11 protein-coding genes and 3 pseudogenes are annotated in these 15,659 nt (G+C 58.5%); 3 read left to right on the top strand and 11 right to left on the bottom strand.

Annotation, left to right across the window (positions count from 1 at the left end):
• Positions 1-1,018: 1,018 nt before the first annotated feature.
• The 3 genes from GA0061105_RS31485 to GA0061105_RS31495 form a co-directional block, all read right to left on the bottom strand.
• On the bottom strand, positions 1,019-1,237 hold the full coding sequence (locus GA0061105_RS31485) for a lysozyme family protein (protein ID WP_245304464.1): 219 nt from the start codon (positions 1,235-1,237) through the stop codon (positions 1,019-1,021).
• Positions 1,238-1,306: 69 nt separating this feature from the next.
• On the bottom strand, positions 1,307-1,612 hold the full coding sequence (locus GA0061105_RS31490; RefSeq protein ID WP_004680432.1) for a hypothetical protein: 306 nt from the start codon (positions 1,610-1,612) through the stop codon (positions 1,307-1,309).
• Between the two features lie 525 nt (positions 1,613-2,137).
• Complete coding sequence (locus GA0061105_RS31495; RefSeq protein WP_092755272.1) at positions 2,138-3,109, bottom strand: leucine-rich repeat domain-containing protein; 972 nt, start codon at positions 3,107-3,109, stop codon at positions 2,138-2,140.
• A 130-nt stretch (positions 3,110-3,239) separates the two neighbouring features.
• On the opposite strand from GA0061105_RS31495, the gene GA0061105_RS33860 reads away from it, so the two are divergent.
• Positions 3,240-3,368, top strand: a complete 129-nt coding sequence (locus tag GA0061105_RS33860) for a hypothetical protein (RefSeq protein ID WP_010068000.1) — start codon at positions 3,240-3,242, stop codon at positions 3,366-3,368.
• A 465-nt stretch (positions 3,369-3,833) separates the two neighbouring features.
• Here the strand turns inward: GA0061105_RS33860 and GA0061105_RS31500 are convergent, their stop codons facing one another.
• Positions 3,834-5,861, bottom strand: a complete 2,028-nt coding sequence (locus GA0061105_RS31500) for a type VI secretion system Vgr family protein (RefSeq protein ID WP_077991395.1) — start codon at positions 5,859-5,861, stop codon at positions 3,834-3,836.
• A gap of 549 nt (positions 5,862-6,410) precedes the next feature.
• Here GA0061105_RS31500 and GA0061105_RS34020 point away from each other — a divergent pair.
• Positions 6,411-6,548: pseudogene (locus GA0061105_RS34020) on the top strand (CoA ester lyase); the annotation flags it as partial.
• Positions 6,549-6,653: 105 nt separating this feature from the next.
• Here the strand turns inward: GA0061105_RS34020 and tssG are convergent.
• The 7 genes and pseudogenes from tssG to tssA form a co-directional block, all read right to left on the bottom strand.
• A pseudogene (gene tssG, locus GA0061105_RS31510) lies at positions 6,654-7,625 on the bottom strand (type VI secretion system baseplate subunit TssG); the annotation flags it as partial.
• Positions 7,589-9,475, bottom strand: a complete 1,887-nt coding sequence (tssF, locus tag GA0061105_RS31515) for a type VI secretion system baseplate subunit TssF (RefSeq protein ID WP_077991400.1) — start codon at positions 9,473-9,475, stop codon at positions 7,589-7,591. The gene tssF and the pseudogene tssG, both read right to left, overlap by 37 nt.
• Positions 9,475-9,978, bottom strand: coding sequence for a type VI secretion system baseplate subunit TssE (gene tssE, locus GA0061105_RS31520; protein ID WP_004680427.1), 504 nt, complete (start codon positions 9,976-9,978; stop codon positions 9,475-9,477). The genes tssF and tssE overlap by 1 nt, the downstream gene beginning before the upstream one ends.
• 86 nt (positions 9,979-10,064) lie before the next feature.
• On the bottom strand, positions 10,065-10,598 hold the full coding sequence (locus GA0061105_RS31525; protein ID WP_064842664.1) for an Hcp family type VI secretion system effector: 534 nt from the start codon (positions 10,596-10,598) through the stop codon (positions 10,065-10,067).
• Positions 10,599-10,713: 115 nt separating this feature from the next.
• A complete protein-coding gene (tssC, locus tag GA0061105_RS31530) occupies positions 10,714-12,201 on the bottom strand; it encodes a type VI secretion system contractile sheath large subunit (RefSeq protein ID WP_077991402.1) in 1,488 nt (495 codons plus the stop codon).
• Between the two features lie 2 nt (positions 12,202-12,203).
• Positions 12,204-12,758: a type VI secretion system contractile sheath small subunit gene (gene tssB, locus GA0061105_RS31535; RefSeq protein ID WP_064842668.1), complete on the bottom strand. Its 555-nt coding sequence runs from the start codon at positions 12,756-12,758 to the stop codon at positions 12,204-12,206.
• A 35-nt stretch (positions 12,759-12,793) separates the two neighbouring features.
• Entirely contained in the window at positions 12,794-13,786 is a 993-nt protein-coding gene (gene tssA, locus GA0061105_RS31540; RefSeq protein WP_064842670.1) for a type VI secretion system protein TssA, read from the bottom strand.
• 93 nt (positions 13,787-13,879) lie between these two features.
• On the opposite strand from tssA, the pseudogene GA0061105_RS33690 reads away from it, so the two are divergent.
• Positions 13,880-14,265 (top strand): annotated as a pseudogene (locus GA0061105_RS33690) (IS3 family transposase); the annotation flags it as partial.
• Positions 14,266-15,659 lie beyond the last annotated feature (1,394 nt).

The following is a 15,659-nucleotide window of genomic DNA, read 5'->3' on the forward strand; positions in this document are numbered from 1 at the left end:
GAGACAAGTTTGCAGCACGCCAAGGAAGTCCGGGTGCTCTCAAGCAGGGCGGTGGAGGAAATCTCAAAGCCGGTCAAGGATGCTTTTGACAAGGTGCTGACGGACCTCAAGGCGACGTAAAAGCGGACTCGCACTTAAATCGCCTGGACTGATCGGGGGCGGCCTACCTTATTCATGGACGGAAAAGATGGTGACGGGGACCATCAGGTCGGGAGAGAGCTGGAAAGTGTGTCCTGCGATCTCGGTAGCTCCAGCTAACAAGCTCCTGAAAACGGATCGCGGGCGGCCGGCGTGACATATTGGACGGTTTGAACTGGCGAAGAACCCACCAGCTTGGTATCTAACCACGTAGGCGGCAGGCGGCAGGGAAGTGGTAATGGATTCACACAGGGACATAGCCGAGCGGGTCATCGCGCGTTGGAAGGCGCGAAGAATCCGGATCGATGAAGACCCGGGTTTCATGGAACCGGTCGCTCTTTGGACGGCAGGGTCGATTGCGTCCGGTGAAATGCGCCGCCGGTATTCGGCGCTCCAGCGCGAGCGGTCGCTGTCCAGGTCAAATCCACTTGATGTGTATCCCTGCGACGAGGGGGCGGAGGTCGATCATCGATCGATTGCGATTCCAAACGACGAACCAGATGAACGGGGAGGTCTCGGACTGCCGGCGCAAGGGTGACTCTTACAAAGGGCTCAGCACGCACCATTTCCTGGCGAGCGCGAACTTCACGAAACAGCGGGTCGACAAGCGCTGCGTCGCGTTGTGCATATTCTCGGGAAGAGTCCGAAAAATCCTTGCCACGAGCCGCAATGGCTGGCGGCTCAGCAAGGTAGAAGGTGAGGAGCGGCCGGCGGTACTGAGTCAACATCTTTATCAACTGTGGGCGTGTCGGCTCAGGGCATCTTCAAGCATGGCAAGGCGGTCGCTGCCCGCTATACAGGGTGCATCGCTAATGCCGAGCTTGTCGGCAGCATCTTCAACGCTGAGTCCCTCAGTCTCGTGCGCCCAGCGTCCGACAAGTTATTGTCTTCCATGGGAGTCCGGCTTGCGCAAATTGCCCCCGATGAAGGTTGGTCCGCCCGGGTCTTCCGCATGGAAAACGCGCGTTGCCTCAAAAACGCCGGTGCGCCATGCATAGGTCGTATCGTCGATCATCTGCGGCAAGACCTCCTGGTTTGTCCAACGACCGTACCATTTGGTGACGATGCGGGCGACTTTGGCGACGAGCGCGGTACTCATGCGAAGGTTCGAGTGTGCATCGAACATCTCCGGCGCCAAATAGCATCGAGACCTCGTTTGGGCGAAAGGTTATTCCTTTGCTGCAAAGCCTAGCTCAACGCGGCTGACATCTAAGATCGCCCGAAGGACGTCGATGCCGAATTTGAGGCTTTCCACCTCGACATCCAGCGAGATGCCCTCGGTGACTGTGCCTTTTGCGTTAGCGATTACCACCTCCTCCAGGTCTTCGAACCACTGAGGACTGTTCCCTTTGTGAAGCTTCGATAGTTCCGCAATCGCGACACTAAATGCCGATTGGACCGCGATTAGAGCGGCGCCGAGCTTTCGTTCGTCTACACCCGAGATGCAAACAATGGGGCTGTTTTTCTCATCCATGGGCTGTTCCTCTGCTGGCTCGCCACGAAACCCTATTTCAACTAATAGGCGACAGAGTCGTCGATCGCCGACGAATGCAAATAGGCCCGTAGGCTGGAGTCTCGGGTAGTTAGATCAACGAATACGCGATGCTGGGGGTGGACCATGTGGAAATGGTGGATGCGCTTGAGGCCTGTTGAAATCTGGGTCCAGCTTCCGAACGTTCCAACCGGCGGCAATGCCTCTAGGCCGTAAGCGTCGCACCTCCTGGTACGCGATAGCGGGTAATCCTTTGTACGAACTGGCTCGCATGCAAGGTCGCCCGAAGGACACAAGTGCCGAGCCTGGGCTTTCCGGCCATAGTCTTCAGTGAGACGTCTGTTGCTTCCACAACTCAACACATTCCGGCGAGCGGCATAAACCTGCAAACTCATTGTTTTTGATCCGCACGCGTCATACCTGGCCTGCACCCCACCGCCATGGCTTCGGCAAAAGGCCTTTTACTCAAAACGCAGGGATCTAGTTTGGCCCGTTTGTCAGGCAGCATCACAAAAAGATCTGCGGAAGGCTCGTCCCGCTTTGCGCGCTCAGGTGCGCCCGCAGTCGATCTGGCAGCGGATTGTTATTCAGGTACACTTTGCAATGAGGCGGAAGCTGCGACAGAATGTACGGCAGTGCAGTTCGCCCGTCGCCAAGTCCTCTCAGGTTGTTTCCACGAACGCTAAGCTCCTCCAGCCCCCTCGGCAGGTTAGGGGGCAGGTGGGTCAGTTCATTACTGTCGGTGCTGAGCCACTTTAGGGTGGCCGGGAGGTCCTCGGGTAGGCTAGTCAGTTCATTGTGAGGGACTTCGAGCCGCGTGAGCTTTGCAGGAAGGCGCTCGGGCACGCGAATTATATTATTGAGTTCGGCGCGGAGATCCGTCAATTCGAGGGGGAGATTCTCCGGCAGGTGCGCGATTTCGTTGCGGGTGACATGAAGCTCCCTGAGCTCAGGCGGCAGGTTATCGGGCAAACTGGTCAGCCGGTTGTGGTTGACGTAGAGATACTTTAGTCCGGAAGGAAGCTCGTTCGGCAATCTGGTCAGCCGGTTGCCGTCGACGTAGAGCGTCTCGAGCATGTCCGGAAGAACCTCAGGCAGCGTGGTCAGCTGGTTGTCGCAGGCAGAGAGCTTTCGCAGACCGGGCGGGAGGTTGTTGGGCAGCCTGCCCAACCGGTTGTCATTGGCGTTGAGCCGCTGGAGGCCGGCCGGTAAGGTGGGGGGCAGTGCCGTTAGGGACAGCGATGTTAAGTTCAGGGGGGCACGAAAATTGCGGGTTTCCGTCCAGGCCTCGATCCGTGCCATTGCCTCGTGCCGGTCCTCGTCCTGCTCCTGCTGCCCGTCTTCCGCCCAGGCCAGTAAAATTTCTTTCAGTGCCGCTTCGCTGGACGAGGAGCCAGTCAAGCCTTCAACCCAGTTAAAGGTGTCTTCACCGCCTTGTTCGGAACTATTGCCAACACGCCCCTGCCTTCTGCCGTACATTGCGTCGTTCCTTAGGTCATTGCGTCACTGCTGATGTTACTTCCGTCGCGACCTTTCCTTCCAATACCAAATTCGTATCCCGTTATGCTTCGGGGGCATGGCCAGCGTCCTTCCTCGAGCTGGACAGCGCATGATTTTTATCGCGACGTTGAACAATCCCACCATTGACATGCTGCGCAAACTCGGCCTGACAGGCATGGCCAGCGCCTATCAGGAACTCGAAACGCAAATAGAAGCGAGACACCTTCGAGCATGGTGAAAGGCTTCGACTGCTGCTCGAGGCGGCCACGCTCCGCCAGAAGCGCTTCGAGGCGAGAGCCCGCCCTGCAAAGCAGCGCTGTAACGCCAAGATCGAGAACGCTGATTTTTGCGCCGCCCGCGCCCTGATCGCAATTTCGTGACGCCGAGTGATAAAGGTATTTCATCCCCATCGATGGGCTATACACTAGTTCCCGCTTGGTGGAGACCTAAACCAGACGCATGCTTTCGGCCGATTTCGCGTGGCAACTCCATCTAACTGAGGCGCAAGTTCCCGGAACAAACGCTCACGCGCGATAACCTTTCCTCATTTTCGGGCAATCTCGCAGTGTCACGTTGATTTGGTAGGTCAGCTTACGACGCCGACGCCGTTACGCTTTTTCTCTACGCCTGCAGGGCCCTGCCGACTTAAAGGCAACGACTTCCGGACAGCCGAGGCCGAGAACCAGTTCACCTTGACATCGTGTCACTCTGGCGTAACAGGCGGCAGCCCGAGTGTCGCAATAAGCTTCATTATCGACGGCGTGGGTGGACCCGGTGTCGGCGGCGGCATGGAGACGATAGACCCGAGCCGCGGAGGCGTTGCCATAACGCCAATCATCGTGCCGATAATGGCGATCCCATCGCCGCTGATTTCGATGGCCTGCGGGCCGGTTCTGCCCGATACTACAAGGCGGATCTTGTCGGGTGTTACCTCGACGCGGCTACCTAAGGCCGCTGCGGCAGGGGAGTCGGGCGCGGCGCCGCCCGAGGTCAGGAGGAAGTGTCTCTTGACGTCGATGCTGTAGATGTTCCCGACCTCGACGGTATGATTCTTCTGGGCCTTCAAATAGACCTCCTCACGGCCCTGCTTGTCCTCAAAGCGCAGTTCATTGTAGGCATTAGCGGCGCCGCCATCGGTATGCGTCCGGAAGGTCGACCGCGTTTTGTCAGTCGGCAGGGTTTCAGGCGGCAGATTTGAGCCATTGTATACGACGCCGGTCACCAGGGGCGTGTCGGGATTGCCGTGGATGAAATCAACCACGACCTCATGGCCGATCCGTGGGACGACCAGGTTGCCAAAACCCTTACCAGCGAAGTTCTGGGCCACCCGAATCCAGCAGGAGCTGTTCTCGTTCTTTCCGCCTTCTCGGTCCCAGAAGAACTGAACCTTCACACGGCCGTACTTATCCGTCGCGATCGACTCGCCCTCGGGGCCCACGACGACGGCCGTCTGCGGTCCGTGAATCAACCGCGCCGGTGTGCGGCGCCTCGGGCGGTACTGGGTGGTCGCGGGGATAATCTCCACGTTGCTGTGATAGAGGAACCGCTCGCCCTTCCCCCCCACGGTGTCCGCAGTGAGATCGTCCCCCACCTCACCGATGACAGTGAAGTCCTGTCCGATTGCCAGAAAGCGATCGGTGGGTTTCGGCCGGGAACCGATCTGGCCGTAGTAGAAGGGATTTGCGGCCTTGAATAATGACCCGGTCGTTATCTGGCGCGCAGTGCTTTCGATCCGCGCGCGATAAGCGTTGCAGGCGAGTTCCTCGGCACGGATGGTGGCGTAGAAATCGCCATCGCTTTTTTTTGTATACTGGCCTGGATACTCGAAGACCTCCCGCATTGCCGTGCAGCCGCTGCTTGCCGACGAGGTCTCGCCCGTTCTGACCGCCACGCTCTCCCGCGGTCGGGTGATGGCGCTTCCCGTGAGCTTGCATGGCGGAATGCCGCCTGTCCTCACGGGAGGAACACGCGCGACAGACGTCAGTTCTGCCATCGGCTTCTCATGGTCATAGTCCCTGAGAACGACCTTGTTCGGCTGTAGCGATACGACCTCGTCCCAATGCAGGATGACATCTTCTTGGTAAAGACTTCGGGCAGGCCTGAGATTGTGGTGGGTCTCTACGATCTCAGGCGTGCAGGCCATGTGACTCGCGGCGTTGTCGACCAGCACCAGGTCATGTTGGTCCTCAGCATGTTCAAAATAGTAGTAGATGCCGTCCTGCTCCATGAGGCGGCTGACGAAGGCCAGATCCGTTTCATCGTACTGGACGCAATATGGGCGCTGTGGGAACCGTCGGGCGGTCTGATTCTTGAAATTGCCTCTATGTTCTCGAAAAATCGTGGTGATGATCTCGATGCTCGTCTTGTTCTGAAAGACCCGACTGTTAGAGCGATGCTCGAGCAATGAAATCCACGGCCGCACCTGCGCCACGTAGTTGAGGTGCTCGGTATCGTCGAGGCCGAGATATTGGAAGCGCGTAACAACACCGTTGAAGAAGCGCGTTTGCGAGTCCTTGAGCTTAAGGCCGATTGTCAGGCTTTGACCGGGGATCGTAGCAAAGTTCTGAACTGGATCGCGGCTGGCGAGCTTCACCTCGTAGAGGAAAGGTTCCCCCAGTCGCTCGGTGCCACTGAGCCGTCGGAGAGAGATTTCATTCAACTCGGACGCGGCCGAAGTGACCGCAACAAAACGATTGTGCCTTAAGAGACTCTCGATTCTTGACTCGACCATGGTGGTGTGTGTTCCGCAGATTTGATGAGAAGGCGCGGTTGCGCCCGATGGCGTGAGTAGGATGCTGCCGAAGCCATCGGCGAAGATGCAGAAAAGCGTTTATTTCGTGCATCGAAATCGCCGACCGTTGCTCAGCCAAGATGTCTTGCTGGCCCGCATCGTCAGAGCCAAGCGGGGGAGGGCGGGGCGAAGAAAGCGTGTGGGTCTCTTGGAACTCACCCACGCTAAGTCCCACCCAAATCTCGCCATGCGGCCTTGTAACATCGATGAGTCGGCGGATTCCGGCGGTGCTAGCGACGACGTGTCTCCTGGAAGATTCAACCAGGCCCAGGGCGCAGCGCCCGAGCGGACAACCACGGTGGTCGAGTTTCGCCGCGATCGTCGGCTCGATCGGCCTCTCCGCTGCTGAAGCCTCAAGGGCGTCAAAATGGCGAGAACGTTCCAAAGAGGCGTCACGGCGAATTTTGCAAAGGGCCTTGGCGGTCCCATTGCAGTTTGCGTTGAGCTTACTGAAGAGAGTCGAGCTTCCGATGCTTGTCATAACGGGCCTTCCAAGCCGCCGCCCGCCGTGCCGCCGCACTTGGTATCGAGGTTACGTGGGCCATTCATCCGTTCCAGATCGATCTCGCCAAGGAGATCTTCTCCCCGCCCGAAAAGAAGGTCGAGCGGGCCCGCCGCATCATGGATGTCCGTTTCAGGAGAGTGCCATGCGGGAGCCGGTGGGCCCCGGTCAGTCGGGGTAGTCGTCAAGTCATCGGCGTGCTGGCGCGTTTTCCGCTTGCCCATCCAACTGGACCATCCGAGTCTGCCGCAGCGACCCAACTGCACTTCCGGGACCTGCTCCTGACGGAGAACGAGGTTAATCTCCCAGTCAAGTTCATCTCCAAGGTAGTTGCAGATGATCTCCGCTATCGACTTAAGGCCGGGAGCTGCGGGCAGAAGCGATTCGTAATGAGCCAGGCTGAGGGGACCCACAATGAGTCGGAACCGATGGTGCCACACTCTGACCCTCGCACCTGCAATAGCGTTGCCGTTCAGCGTGCCCGTGGCCGGGTCGCGGCCCAGGAGGCAGAGCGATATGCGGGGCAGATCCACCCATTTTGGGACAAATTCACGGATATCAACCGGCGCCTCGACGAAGCTGGCGAGGATGGCAGCGAGCCCCTCGGCGTTGCGGGTGTGTGAGGCGAGACGGCCGGTGAAGTGGAGTTTGGCCAGATCAGGCATAGCATCCCGCGCGCGCAGGGAGGTCATCCCGAAGCCGGCTAGCGCGCCGAGCTGAAGGGCAAATCGATCTTCTTGTGGCCTGTCATAGCTCACGGTCGGTTCGCCCTCCGCCCATGCGCGGAAGAAGAACGAGGCCATTCGATGATGAAAGGTATCAGCAAATCGGATCAGCGTCTCATCCGCGGCGTTGTGCTGCCGGAGAAGGGCGTACTCCGTCAGATGCAATGGGAGGGGACCGTGGGGTCCAAACAAGCCGAAGGCGTAGGTGGAGATTACGGGGTCGTTCTGCTCGTGCGCAGTCACGCCCGCGATCGATCGAGGCGGAAATGCAAGGGAGGGCTGCTGGGCGATCCGCACGCGATCCAGGCTGGGACCGCTCGATTCTCCCAGCCGAGGCCGATCTGAGCAGATTGCATCGATCCGCCGCAGAGCCTGGAAGAAGTCGCAGGCATGCGGTTCGGCCCTGAGCGAGCTTAGGAAGTCGCCGAGTGCCCCCGAAATCAAAGGATCGCCCGGCGGCCGGCCATCGTCGGCCATCGCATTACCTCCCCGCGCTGTAGCGTCGAGACGACCATCTCGGTGAAGCTGTTGATGGATACGTATTTCGCGAAGAACTGGTTGAGCACGGAGGCGAGCGGAAAGATGCCAACGCCTTCGAAGGCCGCTTCGTCCAGGATGATACCAACCTCAATCCCACGTGCTACGGCGGCTTGTCCACCGCTGGACAATCGCCTGACCGCAGGCCTGGACCGAATCTCCCGGATCCCGTCGATCTGCCGTGAGGCGAAGGCATTGACTGGATCGACGTAGAGGCGGAGGAGTTCACGCAGCGCTTCTGCGCCCCGGTGGTCGTTCCTATCGGAATTGCTGATCGAGAGGTAGTTCAGTGAAAGATGGCTAATTAATCGCCAGGTGATATCGCCATTGGCGAAGGAGTGGCGCGGTCGGCTCGGGGGCGATACGCACCGGGTGGCGGTAACTGGAGCGCCGATTTCCAGGGTGAAGTCTGTCTTGTCCCGGCCGATCGGCAGCAGCAGCGCCAGATCCCGGTTCGAGCACAGGCAGTTTACAGACAAATGCCGGAGTTCCGCCGAATAAGGAGCCGCCTGGCGATCAACTAGAGAAACGAACGTTTCGCTGCCGATGTAGCCAGTCCGCGCGCCATTTAGACGCTGGTGCTCCGACATGAGGCGCTGCTCCCGGCGGATCGCGTAGTATCTGGAATGCTGCTCCTCCTGACCGTGCGCGCTGATGCTATAGAACGGGTAGAACCTCACGGGAGCCGCTTCGTTTTTCGCCCCGTCTCCGCTCATTTCGAGGATCGAGTGGACCTCAAAGTCGAGCGGCCTCATCCTGTCAACAATCACATGATGCTCGGTGTTCTTGTCGCTCACGTGGACGAGATCTGCCTGGCGTTCGAAGAGATTAATCGCGGGCGTTGCGAAGAGAACGATATTTTGGGGTCCGAGCTGTCGTTCCAGCCGTGGCTCGACTCGTCTGAGTGCGAAGACGATCTCAAGGGTCTCGGCAGTTGACAGGGCTACTGCGTCTGCCAGCCCGCTAACCTCGACGAACAACGTCCGCTCCGCGAGGGCGAAATACTCCTGTAGGAGACGGTACCCGTCGAAAGAGCGTGGCACCTCGGGCAGGAGAGCACAGCTCGGCTCCAAACCGCGTTGCTGCAGCGCATGAACCGGAATCTTTTCCTGCCAAGGGATAGGCCGGCCGACCGGACGGGCTATGATATTGCATGCGTCACCGAGAAGCTGTTCGGCGAGTGCGGCGCCGATGCCACCGGGGCCTGTTAGGTGCAGTGTGAGAGCCTCTAGTCCGAGTTTATTGAACGGCATGCCATTGGTGGTGCGAAGGCGTAGTCGCAAAGCAGCCTTCGCATCTTGCCGGGCCGGAAGATCCAGTGCGGCGATCTGCCCCGGCGTCGAAAAATAATCGGCAGCGCTCACCACAATTGGCCAGAGATGCACATCATGGGCCGTGCGGAACTCGCAATGTGTGACGGCGCCCGGAGCAAGACGGCCCAAAAGCTTGGTTTCCCGCGGCACGAGGTATCCATTTTCAAGTGGTCCGGCATCCTGGTCGGGCTCGAAACGGACGATCGTCATCGAGGGGAGCGGCGGTAGAAAATGCGGATAGACCATCTCCAGGAGGTGCTGGGTGAATTCCGGAAAGCGAGACTGAAGCTTCAATTGCACCCGCGCCGCCATGAAAGCGAAGCCTTCCAGAAGCCGCTCGACGTAGGGGTCGGCGACCTCCGCTGATTCCATCCCGAGCCGGGCGGCGACCTTCGGGAATGCGCGGGCGAACTCGGCCCCCATCTCGCGCATATAAGCAAGTTCGTCGTTGTACAGTCGCAGGAGCCGGGGATCCATCAGCTTATCTCTGTACCGAGATGAACGCGGGCGGATTCGAGCTCGGAATCTACCTCCGTACGCATCACCATTCGCACCGGCAATGGCTGCGCCCACAGATCGGCTTCGATCCTAAAGCGAAAAGTGCCGCAACCCTGACCATCGTCCAGGACCGTGACCTTCAGGGTGTCCGGTAAGAGACGCGGCTCAAAGCGCTGAAGGCTCTCGATTATCGCTTCGCGCAATGCGCTCTTATCCATGCCTTCGCGAATTTGTCCGCTGAGAGGCCAGGCACCATAATTAAGTGCACTGGCCGCTACGTGAGGGTACGCTTGTAGATCTACGGTTGCACCCAGTTGATTGGTGTTCAACAACCAGGAAACATCGCGTAGAATCACCTCTTCCAGTTGGCGAACAGAGAAGCTGCGCTTGTCCTGCGCTTCACACGAGCTGCGCGGCTCATCGTCCGTAAGCCGGTCCAGGAGGGATGGTTGCACGAGATCCCGCTTAACATCTCTGCCCATGTTACAATCTCCAGGTGCAATAGCGACGAGTCGATCCGTCGTTTTCGCGCGCAGCCCCGAATATTCCCGGGTTGCCGATGGCCCCATCAGCCGACGAGCCTATTGAAGTCGGTGCTGTTCGCGATTTGGTTCCAGATGCCCTCGCCAGCTTTGGTAAGAGCGCCTTTTTCATCCTGCCTGTAATAAATGACCTTGCAGGCGCCGAACCGGAATGTGATCGTCTCCTCGGGGGCGTCTTCCGCATAGGACCACTCGACCTTCTCGACTACCAGCATGTTGAAACTCCAGTGCAAGAACAGGTTCGATTCTGATGTAGCTTGTCCGCTCCCCGTCGCTTTGAAAAGTTTCAGTTCGACGCTATTGAAGTGGGCGCCGCGACCACAGGCAACGTACAGAGAGGGCGATGACGTATCCACCTGCTTCTTGATAGTGAAGACCTCGAATTCGGCCTTGCCCGCGCCCGCCCCGGCGGTATGAGGCCCAATGTTCAGCTTGTTTTCGAGTGAAAAGCTCCATTCGTCCGCTAGGGTGATGCCGTCCTTTAGAATGATAGATTCGCCCTTGGGCAAAATGCCGTCCTTGGACGCTTGCGTGAATTTTATAACCGCGTCGAACGCCATGATGGACTTTCCTTTTCTCGTTGATCTGATTGGGCCTGGATTGCATCGGCCAGCCCAGGGCAGCTATTCCGGAGTTTTGGCGCCGAGAACGGAGCACAATCATCTGCGGGTTTTCTCAGTCCTTGCGGGCGGATGGCAGGCGCGAGACCAGTCTCAAAGAGATGGTTAGGCCTTCGAGCTGGTAGTGTGGCCGCATGTAAAATCTCGCAACGTAATATCCGGGATTATCTTCGACCTCTTCCACCTTGACCTCGGCTGAGGAGAGCGGCTGCTGTGCCTTACTCTCTTCGCTCCCAAGCTCGGGCGAGGGGTGGACATAGCCCTGAATCCATTGGTTGAGCCACTCCTCGACCTCGTGGCGCTCCTTGAACGTGCCAATCTTGTCCCGGACCATACACTTCAAATAATGTGCGAAGCGGCAGGTTGCGAAGATGTAGGGTAGCCGGGCACTGAGTTCGGCGTTCGCTGACGCGTCGGGGTCTTCGTATTTGACCGGCTTGTTAATAGTTTGAGCGCCAATAAATACGCCGAGGTCCGTGTTTTTGCGGTGCAACAGCGGTAGAAGACCGTTTTTGGACAGTTCGGCCTCACGGCGGTCGCTGATCGCGATCTCAGTGGGGCATTTTAGGTCGACGCCACCGTCGTCGCTGCGGAAGGTATGTACCGGCAGACCCTCGACCAGGCCGCCGGATTCGACGCCACGAATTCTGGAGAGCCAGCCATAGAGCTTGAACGAGCGCGTGATATTTACGCCCATGGCGTAGGCTGCGTTCGTCCAAAGGTATTTCTCGCTGTCGCCGCCGTCTGTGTCCTCCTCGAAGGCGAATTCATCGACCGGGTTGGTTTTGGCCCCGTAGGGCAGCCGGCCAAGGGTGCGTGGTAAGGTCAGGGCCACGTATCGAGAGTTCTCGCTCTCGCGGAACGCTCGCCAAGGGGCATGTTCGGGCGTGAGGAAGATTTTTGTGATGTCACGCGGGTTCGCAAGCTCACGCCAAGAATCCATCTGCAGCAGATGTGGTGAGACGGCAGATATAAGCGGTGAGTGGCTCGCCGCCGCGATCTGCGCCAGTCCCGAAAGCAACTCAACGTCCGGTGGGGTATGGTCGAAATAGTAGTCGGCAATCAGGCAGCCATAGGGTTCACCGCCGATTTGGCCGTATTCGTCTTCGTAAATTTTTTTGAATAGCGGACTCTGATCCCAGGTGATACCCTTATATTTCCGCAGAGTTCGGGACATCTCCACCTTTGAAACTGGGAGAACGCGAATCTTCAACGTTTCATCGGTTTCGGTGTTGCTGGCAAGGTGATGCAAGCCCCGCCAAGCTGATTCCACGCGCTGGAAATTTTCGTGATGGAGGATCTCGTTGAGTTGTGCAGAAAGCTTCTGGTCGATCGAAGCAATCATTGCTTGGATAGTCGTGACGACATCGTCGCTGATCAGCGACGTGTTTTGAAGTGCCTGCTCGGCCAGTGTTCGGACGGCACTCTCCACCAAGTCACGGGAGTGGTCCGAGCGGATCTTGAACTCGAATCGAAGCATGCGGGTGAAATCGCCGAGATCAACGGTGGCGACCTGTACATCTGTGGCATCTGCAGGCATCATGATCAGTTCTCCTCTGTGTCTGGGGATGCCAATGGCGGAGCGGCAACCACTGCATCAGGCTTCTCAGTCTCCATGCCATTGCCGAGGGCGCTTAGCAGTGCCGAATCCGCGAGGAAGTGGGTGAGCAACTCTTCGGCACCGTTCTTCCCGTCCATATAGGCCAGCAGATTGGAGAGCTCCGTTCGCGCCTCGAGCAGCCTGCTAAGGCTGTCGACCTTGCGCGCCACGGCCGCCGGCGAGAAATCTTCGAGCCGCTCGAACGTCAAGTCGACAGCGAGTTGGCCTTCTCCAGTCAATAGGTTCGGCACCCGCATCACCACCCTGGGCCTCAGCGATCTGAGCCGATCATCGAAATTGTCGATATCGATCTCCATCATCTTGCGCTCCGCGACAGGGGCAAGCGGCTCGGCAGCATTGCCGGCGAGGTCGGACATCACGCCGACCACGAAGGGAAGCTGAACCTTCTTCTGAGAGCCATAGGTCTCGACGTCGTATTCGATCTGTACACGAGGCGGACGAACCCGCGCGATGAACTTTTGACTACTCGCCTTTGTCATGTGTTCCACTCTCCTGATAGGGAAGATTGCGCACGTCACGTGCCCTCGCCGACCGCCAGACCGGCAATCGAACGGTATTGGGCAACCCCTTCTGGCGCCAACTCTTTGATAAGAGCCATGAAGTCCTTCGAGACAAGTCGCTGCGCGCGCTCCAGGAGGGCTGGCAGCGGGCTCGCGGGCTCATTCACCTGGTACCAGTGGCAAATGCGGCCAAGAATTTCGACAACGTCATCGCGGTTGCGGATCACTTCGGGGTAAGAGGCCTCGCTAGAGTCTGGCAATGGAGATGCCGGGGCTGCAGGCTGGGCCCTTTTCCGATGGGCGTCGACCAGATCCTTGGCCTGGGTGAGTAGCACTATCAGAGGGTCGAATCGAACGGCCTCGTCACTCGCGACGTGCTGCCGAACACTCGCGTCTAGATGGGTGGCGGCTGCCAGGCTGGCGTGGAGACCAGTGCTGATCTGCTCGAGCTGCAGTGGATCGGTGTCGATGAAGGCGTGCTCGATGGTCGAACGATCAATTTCCGTAGATTGGGACCGTAGCGCACCAGCCCAATCGCGGAGCGTAAAAGTCCCGAATTGCCTGGAGGAGGTGAGTGGAACTTGGCGTATTTCTGCCAAGAGCCCGGAGAGATCGCAGAGGCTCGCTAGAGCGTTGAGGCGAACGGTCTGATCTTCGTCATCTTCTGGATCCGGTCGCGGATGTAGCTCTGACCAGTAGAGCTCGACATAGGCCGCGAGCAGCTCAAGCCCCCGACTTAGACCAGAGAAGCCGAACTGACTGAGGGCGGATCGTGTGAGCAAGATGCCGACTCTTAGATCCTTAGTGCGGGCAGAAAGGTCGAGGCCAAGCCGCCACACCTCTGTCCAATCGGGAGCCTCCCCGGTGGCGATGGAGTCGCCTATCTGCTGGTGCGGCTTGCCATGCGACGCTATCTCCAGCTCCAGGAAGCTCAAATCGTAATCGAGAGCATCCCCGCATGCGTTGCCGTCGCTGATCGGTTTTAATAGATGATCCGCATCGAGCATGACCCAAATCCCAGTTTTCCCGACATAAAAGATCGTCGCGCCTCTGTTTCTCAATGTTTAGCAATGAGCAGACGCGATTGCTCATGCACAATCGACATTCGTATATGTCGTGAATGCTTGGGGCGTGAATGCCGCCGCTTCGGATCTTGACGCAGCTATGTGCTGCTCAGGCGCGAGGGACACCTTGTGAACAACAAGAAGCTCTTCCGGGTCCATCGGGAGGAGAAGCTCACGATGCGCAAGCGCCGTGGCCGGAAACAAGCGAAAGGCAAGCGTTGGTGTTGATCCAGCTGGCTGCCAATGATCGTTGGTCGCTGGACTTCGTGTCGGATCAACTCACCTATAGCGCGGGTTCAGGCTTCTGATGGTCGTGAGGAAAGCCGGACTCTCGTCGCCGATACTTCGCTCTCCGGCCTGCGGTCGCCTGTGGACTGGATCGGGTTATCGAGGAGCGTGGCAAGCCAAGCACTCTGGCCTCGGCTGACTAACCCTGCAGAGTTCGCCCAGATCGTCAACCCGCGACGTGATGCAGTGCTGCGCAGCCGGAATGGTCTCCGCACCTAAACCCGCCGATGCCGCCGCAGATGCGCAACCCACCGCTGGAGCGAACCCCAAACTGGATAAACTTGACGGTACAAGCTCAGCCAGATTGAATTGACATCGTCGGGCAGTCGTTGCAAAGGGCAACCTGCGGAGTACCGTTGGAAACGTGAGCCTGAAGGCCTCCAACTACAAAGTCTTCGCGCGGCCGCCTCCGCGCCAGTTGCTGCATAAGGTGGATGGCGTCCTCGGCGATCGCTCTTGGGGGTGTCGGCGCGCGGACCCTCATCGAACGAGCGGCCAGCCGGCGGGTCCATCGCGCGTGCAGCGACCCCGGCGTCAGTGGTAGAACGGCTCGAGCACTTCAACGGCATATATCTCCTGCGCTCCGCCGGACCGCCGCACGAGGCATATAGGGCGACAATCTGGATGAGATCCGTATTGACCGCATGTAACGATGCTCCCCGAGATTCGCACGTTGCCTCATTCATTTTGCTCCCAGTTGGAGCGAAGGAGTGGGGTGCGGAGATGGCGGGGTTTCGCAGCGGCCGGCCTCCTTCGTGAGCGCCATTGCCGTTTTCGACGGAAGTCTGAAGTTTAATAACCATCGTCGCGGTATTTACTTTTGACAATGGGTGTGATGCGGCTTTGCGTGATCTTCTAAAAAGAATCGAGTCCCGCCGCCAATCTCCCGTTCTATCGCGCACCTATCGCATCCCAACGTGACTGTCGACCCTGCTTCCATTAGTCGTGCAGGGCAACCACGCGGTCTCTCGTGCAGATCCCTGCGATTTCGAATTGACGGACACCGACCCCGTTTGACGGTCGTGGAGTGCACGCACTTAGTCACCCTAGCCGCCCGCGCACTGCAACCCCGCTGTAGCGATCCTTCTACCTCTATGCTAAAGAAAGTTTTGGAAAAACTTGCCTCCTCGCCATCGTTCGACGGCGGCCTTGGCGCCAATCTTGCGAGGAGCGGGCTGATGGTCGCAGCGGCATGCGAGCCGACATTCTGCGATCCCGACCGTCGAAGACGAGGTCGCTCTCGGCGTGTTAGTCAGCCGGAATGCGCCCGCCGTCGTGCCCCTAAATATCGATCTCGAGCCAGGTATTGGCCTCCAGACTGAAGAAAAATTCGGCGCTCTCACATGCTCATGCAATCCCGTGGTGGACAACCAACGCACATGATGGTGCAGTTCCTAGGGAATGTGGTGATGAGTCGTGAGCCGTCCTATATCACCTTGAACGCTGCCCTCCTGGCTATCCGTTTCTTCGAGGCACCCACGATTATGGCGGCATCGGCGGCGCTGAGATCGGGATGGGCCGCCTTCAG

The sequence above is a fragment of the Rhizobium aethiopicum genome, from assembly GCF_900094625.1.
In the GTDB taxonomy this organism is placed as follows: Bacteria; Pseudomonadota; Alphaproteobacteria; order Rhizobiales; family Rhizobiaceae; genus Rhizobium; species Rhizobium aethiopicum.